The organism is Kitasatospora sp. NPDC001132 (assembly GCF_053598415.1).
In genome coordinates this window covers 179,260-192,304 of record NZ_JBSFKF010000008.1, presented here as the reverse complement: position 1 = coordinate 192,304, position 13,045 = coordinate 179,260, and the positions used below count along the sequence as shown (strand labels likewise).

Sequence of the window (13,045 nt, the reverse complement as noted above, 5' to 3'; positions counted from 1 at the left end):
CGGCACAGGCCGGCCGCCCGGCCGGGGGGGGCGCCCCCCCCCCCGCCCCGGGGGGGGCCCCCCCCCCCACCCCCCCCCCCCCCCCCCCCGGGGGCGGGGGGGGGGGGGGGCGCCCCCCCCCCCCCCCACCACCCTGAGACCAGCCGCCCGGGAGCGCCCGCATATGATCACTTGACGAGCCCGTGAATCAGGACGAGCAATCTGGATACCTCCCCCGTGACGACCACACCGCTGCGCAAGGACGCCGCCCGCAACTGGGAACGGATCGTCGCCATCGCCCGCGCCCTGGTCGACCAGGGCGCCGCACTGCAGCTCAACGACGTCGCACGCCGAGCAGGCCTCGGGGTCGCCACGGTCTACCGGCACTTCCCCACCCCCGAGGCGCTGCTGGAGACCGTCGCCACCCCCTGCCTGGAAGCCCTCGCCACCTACGGCGAACAGGCGTTGGCCGACACCGACCCCTGGCGGGCGCTAGAGAGCTTCCTCGCCCGTGTCGTCGAAGCGCAGCTCACCGACGCCGCCCTGCCTCCCGTGGCCGCTGCGGCTGCGGACGCCCTGCCGCGCACCACGGAACTCAAAGAGTCACTCACGCTGGCCGGCACCACACTTCTCGACCGCGCCCGTGAAGCCGGGGCCGTCCGCCCCGACCTCACCGCCGACGACCTGGTCCCGCTCATGTGCGGCATCGCCCACGCCGTGGGTGTCCACGGCGGCACTCCCGCTGACAGGGCCGAAACCGCCCACCGTTACCTCGCCACCCTGCTCGAAGGCATGCGCCCCACGGCGCCGAGAACATAGCGCCGCGCTGGGGGCCGAGGAGGCCGGCTCGGCAGCAGTCAGCAGCGGGTCGGCCCGAACAGTCTTCGCCCAACTCGGCGCCCCGCCCGCACGGGGCTTCGGGCCCCACCTGGTCAGCGATAGAGATCCCGGCATTTCGCAGATTGCTGCGGCGGATGACGATGTGCGGAACCAGCCTCCGCACGCTCCCGCACCATAGGCAGGACTGCGCCCCATGACCCGCGCTTGCCCCGTACGCCCTGACCCTCACCTGCCCGTCGTATCCTGGCCGACCCAGGAATGCGCCGCCGTCACGTGTGTGTGACGGCAGCCACAGCGCGGTCCACGCGGGTCAAGGTTGCGCAGATATGTCCCATGACCACGCCGGATCGGCAGGGCACAGAGAAACCGCTATGCAGCGTAGGAGCGGAGCAGGACGAGAGTCTGCCGCATTGCGCGAGCGAGGTGTTGATGGGATCCAGTCGCCTTGTCGATGACCGCACCGCCTTGGAGTGCGGCGAGCATCGCGGAGGCTAGCTCGGTGACGGGGGCGCCTTCGCGCAGCAGACCGCTTGCCTGCATGGCGGCGAGCTGATCCACCAGCTCGGCAGCCCATTGTTCGTACATCCGGCCTGCCAGGTCCCGGGTGATCCGGTCGGTGTCCAGCGCCCGGCCCGCCAGGGCCGCGACCTCGCAGGCGTCGTCGCGCCCCTGCTGCTCGTGCAGCCGCAGAATCTGCTCGATCCAGGACTCCCAGTCCTGCCACGTGGCCAACGGCACCGCGGGTGCATCGGCCTGGGCAAGTCGTGCGAGGTGGCGTTCGGCGGCCGCGCGACGCAGTTCCTCCTTCCCGCCGGGGAAGTAGTGGAACACCTGTCCCTTGCTGGTGCGGGTCAGCCGCATGACCTCGTCGAGGTTGATGTCGTTCGCGGCGATCAGCAGGTCCGCCGCGGCCTCGACGATGCGGGCCTTGGTCGCTTCTCCCTTACGCGTAGGCATGGAGCAAGCCTAGTTTTCTGGACTTGATAGTCCAAATTTTGCGTGCCAGCCTTATGGACGTGAAAGTCCAAAACCCCGCAGCCCGCACACGCGGCGCAGGAGCACTCTTCACGCTCGCCGCTGTGCAGTACGCCGTGCTGGAACACGTCGCCGCCGCGGCCTGGCACAACTCCTCGTACGACTACGCCGTCGACTTCATCAGCGACCTGGGCAACCCGGTCCCCGGGGACGTCTTCCAGGGCAGGATCGTCGACTCGCCGCTGCACCTGGTGATGGACGCCGCATTCATCGCCCAGGGAGCACTGTTCATCGCAGCCAGTGTGCTGCTGCTCAGCGCCGTGAACCCGGGACGATCCACACGCATGCTGCTCGGACTGGCGATCGCCCACGGCGTGGGCGTGATCCTCCTCGGCTTCTTCCACGAGTCCTCCGCCGCTCTGCACAACGGCGTGATCGTGGTCCACAGCATCGGCGCGACCGCCGCCATCATCGCCGGGAACATGATCCCGTTCCTGGTCGGCACACGCGGCGCAGCCATGGGCGCCCCCCGGTGGCTTCGCGCAGCCGGCGCCGCGCTCGGGATCCTCGGACTGGCCGCATTCGTGCTCCTGCAGGCCGACCGGCCGCTCTACAACTCCTACGGAGGAGTGCCCGAGCGCATCTCGGTGTACACGATTCTGACGTTCGAGCTGCTGCTCAGGGTGGTCCTGCTGATCCGCCCGCCCCGCCGGAACGCCCTCCCTCCCGCGCACAACACCCCTGAAAGGCTTGCATCGTGAGCGCTCTGCCCAACTCCGCGCAGCGTCTGGTCGGCCGCCGTGCCCTGGTCACCGGCTCAACCTCCGGCATCGGCCGGTCGATCGCCACGGCCCTGGCCCGCGAGGGCGCCACCGTGCTCGTCTCCGGCCGCAACAAGGACACCGGTGACAAGGTGGTCGACGAGATCCGCTCGGCGGGCGGCACGGCACACTTCGTACGCGCCAACCTGGCCGAAGGAGCCCGGGCGGCCACATACCTGGCACAGGCCGCGGTCGAGGCGGCGGGTGGACCGATCGACGTGCTGGTCAACAACGCGGCGCTGCTCATCCCCGCGCAGTCGCTCACCGAGGTGGACGAGCAACTGGCGGACCTGGCCCTGGCGGTGAACATCAAGGCGCCGGCCCTGCTGACCGCGGCCCTGGTCCCGGCCATGATCGAGGCCGGCGGCGGCGCGGTGGTCAACGTCGGGTCGATCAACGGCGCGATCGGCATGTCCGTCGCGGCACTGTACGGGGCGACCAAGGCGGCGCTCCACTCGCTGACCGCCTCGTGGGCCGCGGAGTTGGCACCCAAAGGCATCCGGGTCAACGCGGTGGCGCCCGGCCCGACGATGACCGAGGAGAACGCCGCGTCCCACCACGCGCTGCGCGGATACACGGCCGCCACCCCGGCCGGCCGACCGGGCACCTCCGACGAGGTCGCCGACGTGGTCGTGTTCCTGGCCAGCAGCCAGGCCTCGCACATCCACGGCGTGACCCTTCCGGTCGACGGGGGATACCTGGCCACCCGATAGGGCCACGGACGGGCCGGCCTGCGCGCCCCACGCATGGCCGGCCCGTCCCGTCGATCCCCCGGAGCGACCGGCTGCCGTGGGCGCCGGCCCCGGGCGGAACCGATGCCGCAATCGCACTACCCAACCCCTACCGAAGCGGGAGAGAAACGGCGATGAAACCCAACGCACGGATCGCCGGCCTGGTCGCGGCGGCGGTCGCGACCACCGGGCTGTCGACGGTCGCGGTCACGTCCAGTGCCCAGGCCAGGCCGTCTCAGGCCAACGCCGTCTCGGCACAGACCCAGGCCATCGCGGACTGGCACGGAGCCAAGCCCACCATCGTGCTGGTCCACGGTGCGTGGGCGGACGCCGCCGGCTGGACCCCGGTCATCGAACGGTTGGAGGCGGCTGGCTTCCCGGTCAAGGCACCGCCGAACCCGCTGCGCGGCCTGGACTCGGACGCGCAGTACATCCACAGCGTCCTGGACCAGATCAAGGGCCCGGTCATCCTGGTGGGCCACTCCTACGGCGGCGCCGTGATCACCAACGCCGTCCAGGGCGACCCCAACGTCAAGGCCCTGGTCTACATCGCCGCCTTCGCACCGGCCAAGGGCGACTCGCTGGCCAGCCTCAACGGATCACCGCTGGGCAAGACCATCCCCGCGCTCCCTGCCATCGCGACGAGCTACCCGAATGCCGACGGCTCCACTGGCACGGAGCTGACCATCGACCCGGCCCAGTACCCCGGCGCCTTCCTGGACAATGAACTCCCGCTCGACCAGGAGGAGGCGCTGGCCGCCGAGCAACGGCCGCTGAGCCTCGACGCGGTGACCGAGACCTCCGGCACGCCGGCGTGGCAGACGATCCCGTCGTGGTACGTGGTGGCCGAAGGCGACCACGCCATCGCCCCGGCCCTCGAAGAGTTCATGGCCACTCGGGCCCACGCGCACACCGTCGAGGTCAACGGCCCCCACCTGATCATGCTCACCAACCCCGGAGCAGTCACCAACCTGATCGAACACGCTGCCCGGGCCACCGCCCGCTGACACCAGCCCGATGCGTTCCCGACAGGCGACGATCCTGCCGGGAACGCACCCTGCCGGGCAGCACACGCGCGACGGGAGACGCACCCGTCCACCGATTCCCGACCACGGAGGAGCACGACGATGTCCCAAGCCACGAGGCCCACCGTCGTACTCATGCACGAGGCTTCTCCGACGCCTCGGGCTTCTCCGGCGTGACCCACGCGCTGGCGCCGCCGGCCGCCACGTGGTCGCGCCGGCCTTCTGGCGACAGCAGTACCCGCCGCGCGACCTGCCCGCTGGGGCCGAGCTTCGGCCCCAGCGGGCAGGTCGCGCCCACATCGGCGGTATCCACGCCGCCGCGATCGACGCGGCCGTCGCCCACCAGGGCGGCGGCATCTACTTCGTCCGCATCGAGGACACCGACCAGGCCCGCGAAGTCGACGGCGCCGTCCAACGCTTCGACCGCGCCTTCCATCACTTCCGCGTCACCTCCGACGAGACCGACACCACCGGCCGCTACGGCCCCTACACCCAGTCCAAGCGCGCCCGTATCTACCGGACACGTCCGCGAACTCATGCGCCAAGGCCTGGCCTACCCGTGCTTCGCCACCCGGGACGAGCATGAGGCCCTGCGCGCCGACCAGCTCGCCAAGAAGGCCCCCAGCGGCTACTACGGCCAGTGGACCCCCTGGCGCGACGCCGACAGCGACGCGGTCCGCGAACAGCTCACCACCGGCACGCCCTACGTCGTACGGTTCCTCCCCCTCGACGGCCTCGATCGCGTCAAAGGCCTCGCGCAGGAGATGGACGACGCCCGCGGCTGCAGCTCGTCGAGTTCGGGGGTGCCGTCGGGTCGGCTGGTGTCCACGGTGACCGCGTAGCTCACGACACCCGCCTGCCCCATGCAACCGACACCGCGAGGCCGAACGTGGCGACGGAGCGCACTTGGCGCCACAACAAGGAATCCGCGCAGGTCAGAGACCATTTTCACCTCTCCGTGAGCGCTAAGTGATCCCGCACTCTCGACTTTCGCACGAAAGAGAGAGATCGTGTACATGACAATTTATATCTCAAGAAGAACCGAAGCGATCACCATGCGCTCCGCAGCCCACGGCGGGCACGTCTACCGCCGGTGCGGCTGCCGCGACCAGAACGGCAAGCAACTCGGAGCCCACTGCCCCAAGCTCGCCACCGACCCCGATCACGGCACCTGGACCTTCGCCCTCGACCTGCCCTCCCCCACCAAGCACCGCACCATCATCCGCCGCGGCGGCTACCCCACCGCCGACGAGGCCCGTGCCGCCCTGCGGCGGCGGCTGATCGAAAGCAAGGCCGCCGGCTTCACCGCCGACCCCAACCAGACCGTCGCCGAGTACCTCACTGCCTGGCTCAAGGACAAGAAGCTCACCCTCAAGCCCACCACCTACGTCCGCTACCGCGACTACGTCACCCCAGACCTCATCCCGGCCTTGGGGCAAGTGAGACTCGACGACCTCCAGTACTCCCACATCGCCGCTTTCACCCACCCCCAACTCGCCGACGGACGCGGCAGGGTGACCGTCCACCACATTCTCGCCACGCTCTCCAGTGCCCTCGGCGAAGCAGTCCGCCGCCACCGGCTCCCCTACAACCCGGCACGGCCCACCGTCATCCCCCGCCCCGCCGCAGCCGAACGACAGATCTGGACCGTGCCGGACGCCGCCCGCTTCCTCCACCGCTGCCGCGCCACAGACCCGGCCTTCGCCGACCTTATCGAAGTCCTCATCGGCACCGGCATCCGCAAAGGCGAAGCCCTCGGCCTCCACTGGACGGACGTCCACCTCCCCCAACGCGTCATCTACATCCGCTACACGCTCTCGGCCATCAACAACAAGATCGTCCTCACCGCGCCCAAGACCCGCAGCAGCAAGGGCTGGGTCGCCGTCTCACCACGCGTCGCCACAGCCCTACGCAACCGCGCCGGCGACAAGGGCCCGTCCATCGCTCGCGCGAACCACGGCGGTTACGTCTTCCACCGCCCCGACGGACAACCCCTCCACCCCGAATACGTCCTCAACCACTTCCACTACCTCAGCCGCGAGTTCGGCCTCCCCCGCACCACCATCCACGACCTGCGCCACCTCGCCGCCACCATCTCCATCACCAGCGGCGTCCCCCTCCCCATCGTCTCCAAGACCCTGCGGCACTCCACCCTCTCCACGACGGCGAACATCTACAGCCACCTCACCGCCGATGCCGCCCGCCGAGCCGTCAACGCCATCGACGAAGCCCTCACCGCCGCCACCCTCGACACGCCACCCGGAGCGATCACGCCCAGCACACACATCCCGCGCGCCCACAACCAGCTCACCATCACGGAGAACAACCTGCGGAAGGCAGCCTGACTGGCAATCAGCTCAACCAGTCGACACGACCAAGCGCCTCGGATCTCACAATGCACTCACAAGCCCTGGAGGACACGGAAAAGGCCGTTCCCACTTCTCAGTGGAAACGGCCTCCGACCTGCGAAAACTCGCGGTCGGGACGACAGGATTTGAACCTGCGACCCCTTGACCCCCAGCGGTCGAAAGAGTGTCCGACAGGTGCTCACCAGTCCGGATCTCGCAGGTCAGGGCCTATCTCGTCCACCCCGCATGACGCCTGATACCACCTCATGACATCCAGTCCGTGAGAGGCGCGTGAGAGGCAGCGCGCGAGCGGGAGTTCGAAAGTGATTTGCCTCACCCTCTGATGGTAAGACTTGTTCCGCTCTCTCCAGGGGCCCTCATGTCGTTCCTCGTCACGGCGCGGCTGCGGCTGTCGACTCCGGATCAAACGATCCTGCACCGCTCACCAACAGACAGCAGATGGGAAGCTGCGGCCAAGAACACGCCAATCCGCAGGTTACCGCCCGCCTCAAGACGCCGAATCCAAATAGCCCACTCGAGGGCTAGCAGGCGAATCTTCTACGGCACCGCACCCTCCGCGCCGGGCGCTCCGCCCCCGCTGCACCAGCCTCCGCCACCTACTTCACCACCGCCCGGCATCAGCGATGGCCCGGCACACAGCGCCGCCCCCAGAAAAGGCCGTCCCCGCATCTCTGCGGGGACGGCCTTCCGGCCTGCGTACGCAACGCCGACCGGGACAACAGGATCTGAATCCGCGCCCCCCTGACGCCCATCGCCCTATGATATTCCCGCCGAAAGGGCGGACATTTTTGCGATCACGAGTCGCAGAATCAGGGATCCTGCCTCACTGATCTGCATATTCGCCTCCTCGCGATCGCCCTACCGGTAACTTCTCCCGGCACTTTCCAGTGTACTCCGCACTGCGAGAATTCGAGCCCGCCGTGCACATAAATTATTATTTTGAAGATTCCCATGCGTAACGTTCGACCGAAAAGTCATCCGAGAGACACCTTGCGCCGTACCCACGGCGACAAGATCCATCCTGGCTGAGGTGTCGCAGGGTGAGGTCCAGTGCCATGCTGGGACAAGGGAAATTCCGGTGAGGCGTGCGCCGATCCACGTAGAGGCAAGGCGAGGAAGCCGGCCGAGGAAGAGGACTGCTGCGGGGAAACCGAGGTGCCCATGGCGGAATTCGCGCGGGAGAGCCGCACGGCTGCGGTGGACCGGTCGGAAGGATTCGGTGAGCGGCTGCTGGGGCATATGCTGGACCGGGCTCACGAGGTACCGCCCCAGCTCATCGCTCCGCTGGTGGCCGAAGAGGTGCGCACGATCGGTGGCCGGGACGTCTCGATCCTTCTCCAGGACTACGGCCAACTCATGCTCGTGCCGCTCCCCGGCAGGGGCCTCGCCGTTGGGGATCCGGTGCCCATTGACGCTTCCCGGGCCGGCGAGGTCTTCCTCCGTGCCACCCCTGCCGAGCACCCGCAGGCTGACGGCATACGAATGTTCCTGCCGCTCCTCGACGGCAGCGACGAGGTCGGGGTGCTCGCCGTCACCCTCGACAGCGTCGATGACAATGACCGCCGGTTGCTACGCCGTCTCGCCGGACTGGTCGCCGACATGCTGGTCACCAAGAACGGCTACACGGACCAGTTCTTCCAGGCGCGGCGTCGCGAGCCGATGAGCGTGGCGGCGGAGATCCAGTGGTCGCTGCTGCCCCCGCTGGCGATGAACACCCCGCAGGTCGCAGTCGCCGGGATCCTGGAGCCCGCCTACAACATCGCCGGCGACAGCCTGGACTACGCCCTCAACGACGACATCCTGCATCTGGCCATGATCGACGCGATGGGCCACGGCTTGAACGCCGCCGTCCTGGCGACCGTCGCCGTGGGCGCCTACCGGCATGCCAGGCGCGCCGGCGTCGGGCTCGCCGAACTGTACGCGTTCATGGACGCCGCCATCGACCAGCAATTCGGCCCAGACCACTTCGTCACAGCGCAGATGATGCGACTCGACATCGGAACAGGCCACCTGCAATGGGTCAACGCCGGCCACCCAGCCCCCCTGCTGATCCGCGACCACCGGGTCATCCAGGCCCTGGACAGCCCCGGAACCCTGCCGGTCGGCTTCGGCGGTGACACACCACAGATCAGCGAGCGGAAGCTCCGGCGCGGCGACCGGGTGCTGTTCTACACCGACGGCCTCGTCGAGGAACACCAGACCGGAGGAGAGCAGTTCGGCGAGGAACGCCTGATCGCCGTCATCGAGCGCGTCGGGCCCGCCAGTGGCGGGGTGCAGGAGATGGTACGGGACCTCTCCCACACCCTGATGCGGGAGAGAGGTGGGACCACAACCGATGACGCCAGCCTCTTCCTGGTCGAGTGGCGCGGCGGCACCGCCGATCACCTCGCCATACCAGAACGGTAGGCGGCCCCTCAGTGAGACCGGCCGCAGCCCCGCCCGGCGGGACAGCGCGCACACGCTGCGCCCGTGCGTACATGCGTTGTTCGGACGTTGCCGGCAACTCCCGTCGGCGCGCCGATCCGGCCTTCACGGGAGACGAAGGTCGACCGACGGCGACCCACCGACCGGCCCCTGCTCGCCCCGGAGGTCAGGGCTGTGGCCGGACTGTACGGTGGAAGAACTCACCGTCCACGGCCTGCGGATTACTGCGGTGCCGTGGCGGCAGCACCAGGCCCTCCACAACGAGCCCGAGGCGGGTGTTCGACATGGCCGCGACCTCCGATCCCACCGCCGCCCGGCCACCAGAGCCAGAACCCCCGGTCCGCATCTCCCTGACACCCGAGGGCGCCACCCGGGGCCGGCTGGACGGGGCCTGGTGGCCGCGCTCGCACGACCTCCTGCGCGAGCTGCCCCCGCTGGCGGCAGCACTGGACCCCACGTGGGGGAAGATCACCCGTGTCACCGTGAATCCGACGCACTGGCCGGTCATCCCCCGACGCGTCCCGGTCGCAGGCCACGTCATCCACGTCGGGTGGTTCGAACAGGAGCAGGACGCGGACGAGGTGATGGTGTGCTCCTTCATCCCTCTGCGCCTGGAGCTCCTGGTGATTCCCCCCGAGGCCGAGGCCTCCGCCGCCGAGTGGCTGATGACGGCGGCGTCCGACCCGGCCAACACCCGCACCGGCTCCGACCTCCTGACAGCCGCAGGTGTGCCGACCGCAGACCTACGGGCCGACGGGTGACAACGATCGGCAGAGGACGAAATCATTCCGTTCGCCGCCGGGCCCGACTCCGACTTCCCCCCGTCGGCTCCCGCACCCGTCGGCACCACGGATCATGCAGGCAGAGCGCGGACATCGCCCGGGCATGCGCCGCCGCGCGCCCAGATCATGCCTTGCTCCTCGGCAGCCTCGCAGTCGATGATCGGAGCCGCACCGCACGGAGGGACGTCCGGCCCAGGCACCGGTGATGCGGCGCGCCGCGCCGGTCCCTCTGGCCGCGGCTGGTCCCGCTACTCGCGTGACCACTCGGTTTCGGCCTGAGGCTCGCCGACCGAGTGTCGCCCCTCCCAGGCTCGGACCCTGATCGCCCGGGGGCCGGGAGCTGGGCTGGAGAGGGTGCGGACGAACACGTCCCGAAGGTGATTCGCCGCCTGCTGCGGCGGCCCGTCGTACTCCAGGGGGTTCGGCATGGGAGCGCCGTCCTGCTGGGACCAGCGGCCGTCGTCGTCCTGGGTCTCGAGTATCCACCGGTAGTACCGCATCCTGGCCTCCCACTCCGACGAGCCCGTGCCAGAACACGACCGTAGGGGCTGGACAGGCCGCCCGCGACCGGGGCACTTCCACCAGCACCGCCGCGCGGCCGGTGATCGCACCGAGTCGCCCGGTCGGTGCACCGGGCGAGTGCAGCGCGCACGCCCCCGATAGGGAATGGGAGACGCCCACAGACCTCGGAGGTCGCTGGTGTTCGAAGCAGGTGACATCCGGGAATGGCGAGGCCACGACGTGCTCGACGCCGCCCGCCGTGCCGAGCATGCGGCGGCCCGGCGTGTGCCTTGCCCCGGGCAGGGGACGCCATGCGTAACACTGTGTGCTGTGTCGAGTACAAGTCCGGACGATGGCGGTGCCCGGGAAGGCGGCGCGTCGAGCCCCGACGCCCTGCTGTCGGCGCTCGATGCGGAGCAGCTCGGGGTGTTGCGCCGGGTGGGGCTTGAGTGGGGTCGGGTTGCCGGGGATCCGCAGGCATGGCGACGTGCGCTGCCGGTGGATCCGGATCTCGGTCGGTATCCCGCTCCTTCGGAGATCGTGCCGGTCCGCTTCGGTCGTTTCGTGCGGGTCGCCGCGGTTGGCGGACGACCACCGGCGGTTGAGGCGACCAGCGAGGACACACGGACTTCCCGGCTCGGCCGGGTCGGTTCCAGGGTCCGGCACGTGGTGCTCGGGGCTCCGCTGAGGAGCACCGCGATCGCGCATGAGCGGATGCGCAAGCTGGTGGCGTTGCCGGTGCTCTCCGCCGACGCGCTCTCCTCGGTCGCGTACGGACCTGAGGCGATGCTGGCCGTCCTCGTCCTCGCTGGTGGCGCCGGGTTGCGGTACTCGGTGCCGGTCGCCGTGACGATCGTGTTCCTGATGCTCGCGGTCGGGGTGTCCTACCGTCAGACGATCCGCGCCTATCCGCACGGCGGTGGTTCGTACATCGTCGCCACCGCCAACCTGGGCCGCGTTCCCGGGCTGGTGGCCGCCGCCGGACTGGTGACCGACTACATCCTCACGGTCGCGGTCTCGATCGCCTCCGGGATGGCGGCGGTCACCTCGGCGATCCCCTCGCTCGAACCCGACATCGTGCCGATCGGCGTCGCCGTGATCGCTGTGCTGCTCGCCGGCAACCTGCGCGGTGTGCGGCAGGCGGGTGCGCTGTTCGCCGCACCGACGTACGCCTTCGTCCTCACGGTCCTCACACTCGTCGCCGTGGGTCTGTCCGATGCGGCCGGCCACGGTTTCCACCCGACGGCGACACCACAGCCGACCGCGACCGAAGGCATCAGCCTGCTCCTGGTCCTGCGTGCCTTCGCCTCCGGCTCGACGGCGATGACAGGCATCGAGGCGATCTCCAACGCGGTGCCCGCCTTCCAGCCGACCGAGTGGCGCAACGCCCGCACGACACTGACCTGGATGATCGGTCTGCTCGTCGCACTGTTCGCGGGCACCATCGCTCTGGTCCACCTCGACGGCGTCGTGCCCCGCGCTAACGAGACGGTGCTCTCACAGCTCGCCCATCGCACCTTCGGCTCGGGTTTCTTCTACGTCTTCACTCAGGCCGCCACCGCGGCGATCCTGCTCCTCGCCGCCAACACCGCCTACAACGACTTCCCCCGCGTCCTGTACCTGCTGGCCCGCGACAGCCAGGCACCGCGGATCTTCCTGCGGCTGGGCGACCGCCTGGCCTTCAGCAACGGGATCATCCTGCTCTCCGTCGCGGCGGCGGCGATCTACACGGCGTTCGGCGGCAAGACCGGCCCCCTGATCCCGCTCTATGCCGTCGGCGTCTTCCTCGCCTTCACACTGTCACAGACAGGCATGGTCGTGCACTGGTGGCGCCTGCGCGACCGCCACTGGCGCAAGAGCCTGGCCTTCAACGCCACCGGCGCCCTGCTCTCGGCGATCGTCTTCGTCACCGCCGGCATCACGAAGTTCACCGAGGGCGCCTGGTTCGCCGTGCTCACGGTGGGACTGTTCCTCCTGGTGACGACACGAATCCGGCACCACTACGACACGGTCGGCGCGGCGATCGCCCTGCATCCCCATGCCGTCGAAGTCCCCAGCCGCACCATCACACCTCCGAGTTCGGGGGACGGCGCGACACGAGCCACCGCACGGACACCGGGCGCCGCGCCCGGGGCGCCGTCCGAGACCACGGCCGAAGCGGAGAGCGAGGAGACTCCCGAGGAGATCCACCCCCTGTCGATCGTGCCGATCGCCTCACTGAACCTGGCCGGCATGCGAACGCTGGCCTACGCCGCCTCGCTCCAGCAACCCGTCCTCGCGCTCCACATCAGCCCCAGCGCGGACGAGGCACAACGCTTCCGCGCGTACTGGAACCAGTGGGGCGACCACCTGCCGCTGAAGATCCTCCTCTCCCCCTACCGCGCGATCGTCGCACCACTGGTCAACTACATCGAATCGCTGCACCACCAGCGCCCGGACCTCACCCTGACCGTCATCCTCCCGGAGATCGTCGTACGGCACCGGCGCCACCGTCTCCTGCACAACCGGCTCGCGGCCAGGCTACGGAGAGCGCTGCGCCCCCTGCCGAAGGTCGTCGTCACGACCGTCCCGTTCCACGTGTAGGACAGCGGCGGCACC

At 69.5% G+C, this 13,045-nt stretch carries 13 protein-coding genes; 10 read left to right on the top strand and 3 right to left on the bottom strand.

Annotation, left to right across the window (positions count from 1 at the left end):
- The first annotated feature begins 216 nt into the window (after positions 1 to 216).
- Complete coding sequence (locus ACWDBE_RS14170) at positions 217 to 798, top strand: TetR/AcrR family transcriptional regulator (RefSeq protein WP_449808118.1); 582 nt, start codon at positions 217 to 219, stop codon at positions 796 to 798.
- 390 nt (positions 799 to 1,188) lie between these two features.
- On the opposite strand, the gene ACWDBE_RS14165 is transcribed toward ACWDBE_RS14170, so the two are convergent.
- Positions 1,189 to 1,776, bottom strand: coding sequence for a TetR/AcrR family transcriptional regulator (locus ACWDBE_RS14165; RefSeq protein WP_449808117.1), 588 nt, complete (start codon positions 1,774 to 1,776; stop codon positions 1,189 to 1,191).
- A 122-nt stretch (positions 1,777 to 1,898) separates the two neighbouring features.
- On the opposite strand from ACWDBE_RS14165, the gene ACWDBE_RS14160 reads away from it, so the two are divergent.
- From ACWDBE_RS14160 to ACWDBE_RS14150, 3 genes are all read left to right on the top strand, one after another.
- The gene (locus tag ACWDBE_RS14160) at positions 1,899 to 2,555 is read left to right on the top strand and encodes a DUF998 domain-containing protein (protein WP_449808116.1); all 657 of its coding nucleotides are present in this window, start codon (positions 1,899 to 1,901) and stop codon (positions 2,553 to 2,555) included.
- Positions 2,552 to 3,328 (top strand): SDR family NAD(P)-dependent oxidoreductase, encoded by a 777-nt coding sequence (locus tag ACWDBE_RS14155; protein WP_449808115.1) that lies wholly within the window; start codon positions 2,552 to 2,554, stop codon positions 3,326 to 3,328. Before ACWDBE_RS14160 ends, ACWDBE_RS14155 begins: the two co-directional genes overlap by 4 nt.
- A 152-nt stretch (positions 3,329 to 3,480) precedes the next feature.
- Positions 3,481 to 4,353: an alpha/beta fold hydrolase gene (locus ACWDBE_RS14150; protein ID WP_449808114.1), complete on the top strand. Its 873-nt coding sequence runs from the start codon at positions 3,481 to 3,483 to the stop codon at positions 4,351 to 4,353.
- Between the two features lie 151 nt (positions 4,354 to 4,504).
- Here the strand turns inward: ACWDBE_RS14150 and ACWDBE_RS14145 are convergent, their stop codons facing one another.
- Positions 4,505 to 4,807: a hypothetical protein gene (locus ACWDBE_RS14145; protein WP_449808168.1), complete on the bottom strand. Its 303-nt coding sequence runs from the start codon at positions 4,805 to 4,807 to the stop codon at positions 4,505 to 4,507.
- Between ACWDBE_RS14145 and ACWDBE_RS14140 the strand changes: the two genes are divergently transcribed.
- The 5 genes from ACWDBE_RS14140 (at position 4,694) to ACWDBE_RS14120 (ending at position 9,925) form a co-directional block, all read left to right on the top strand.
- A complete protein-coding gene (locus tag ACWDBE_RS14140; protein WP_449808165.1) occupies positions 4,694 to 4,957 on the top strand; it encodes a glutamate--tRNA ligase family protein in 264 nt (87 codons plus the stop codon). The two genes, ACWDBE_RS14145 and ACWDBE_RS14140, sit on opposite strands and share 114 nt — an antisense overlap.
- Positions 4,908 to 5,213, top strand: a complete 306-nt coding sequence (locus ACWDBE_RS14135) for a hypothetical protein (RefSeq protein WP_449808113.1) — start codon at positions 4,908 to 4,910, stop codon at positions 5,211 to 5,213. Before ACWDBE_RS14140 ends, ACWDBE_RS14135 begins: the two co-directional genes overlap by 50 nt.
- Before the next feature lie 213 nt (positions 5,214 to 5,426).
- Complete coding sequence (locus tag ACWDBE_RS14130; protein ID WP_449808112.1) at positions 5,427 to 6,716, top strand: tyrosine-type recombinase/integrase; 1,290 nt, start codon at positions 5,427 to 5,429, stop codon at positions 6,714 to 6,716.
- 1,185 nt (positions 6,717 to 7,901) lie between these two features.
- Complete coding sequence (locus ACWDBE_RS14125; protein ID WP_449783939.1) at positions 7,902 to 9,146, top strand: PP2C family protein-serine/threonine phosphatase; 1,245 nt, start codon at positions 7,902 to 7,904, stop codon at positions 9,144 to 9,146.
- A 302-nt stretch (positions 9,147 to 9,448) separates the two neighbouring features.
- Positions 9,449 to 9,925 carry a DUF5994 family protein gene (locus ACWDBE_RS14120; RefSeq protein WP_449808111.1) on the top strand — a complete coding sequence of 159 codons (477 nt, stop codon included), beginning with the start codon at positions 9,449 to 9,451 and terminating at the stop codon, positions 9,923 to 9,925.
- Between the two features lie 269 nt (positions 9,926 to 10,194).
- On the opposite strand, the gene ACWDBE_RS14115 is transcribed toward ACWDBE_RS14120, so the two are convergent.
- Entirely contained in the window at positions 10,195 to 10,446 is a 252-nt protein-coding gene (locus ACWDBE_RS14115; protein ID WP_033355443.1) for a hypothetical protein, read from the bottom strand.
- A 394-nt stretch (positions 10,447 to 10,840) separates the two neighbouring features.
- Here ACWDBE_RS14115 and ACWDBE_RS14110 point away from each other — a divergent pair, with 394 nt between their 5' ends.
- Positions 10,841 to 13,030: an APC family permease gene (locus tag ACWDBE_RS14110; protein ID WP_449808164.1), complete on the top strand. Its 2,190-nt coding sequence runs from the start codon at positions 10,841 to 10,843 to the stop codon at positions 13,028 to 13,030.
- Positions 13,031 to 13,045 lie beyond the last annotated feature (15 nt).

What these genes read in the sequence shown, in the direction of transcription:
- ACWDBE_RS14165 (WP_449808117.1), bottom strand. Translation starts at nt 1,776, where the DNA reads ATGCCTACGCGTAAGGGAGAAGCGACCAAGGCCCGCATCGTCGAGGCC.
- ACWDBE_RS14150 (WP_449808114.1), top strand. Translation starts at nt 3,481, where the DNA reads ATGAAACCCAACGCACGGATCGCCGGCCTGGTCGCGGCGGCGGTCGCG.
- ACWDBE_RS14145 (WP_449808168.1), bottom strand. Translation starts at nt 4,807, where the DNA reads ATGGAAGGCGCGGTCGAAGCGTTGGACGGCGCCGTCGACTTCGCGGGC.
- ACWDBE_RS14135 (WP_449808113.1), top strand. Translation starts at nt 4,908, where the DNA reads ATGCGCCAAGGCCTGGCCTACCCGTGCTTCGCCACCCGGGACGAGCAT.
- ACWDBE_RS14130 (WP_449808112.1), top strand. Translation starts at nt 5,427, where the DNA reads ATGCGCTCCGCAGCCCACGGCGGGCACGTCTACCGCCGGTGCGGCTGC.
- ACWDBE_RS14125 (WP_449783939.1), top strand. Translation starts at nt 7,902, where the DNA reads ATGGCGGAATTCGCGCGGGAGAGCCGCACGGCTGCGGTGGACCGGTCG.
- ACWDBE_RS14120 (WP_449808111.1), top strand. Translation starts at nt 9,449, where the DNA reads ATGGCCGCGACCTCCGATCCCACCGCCGCCCGGCCACCAGAGCCAGAA.
- ACWDBE_RS14115 (WP_033355443.1), bottom strand. Translation starts at nt 10,446, where the DNA reads ATGCGGTACTACCGGTGGATACTCGAGACCCAGGACGACGACGGCCGC.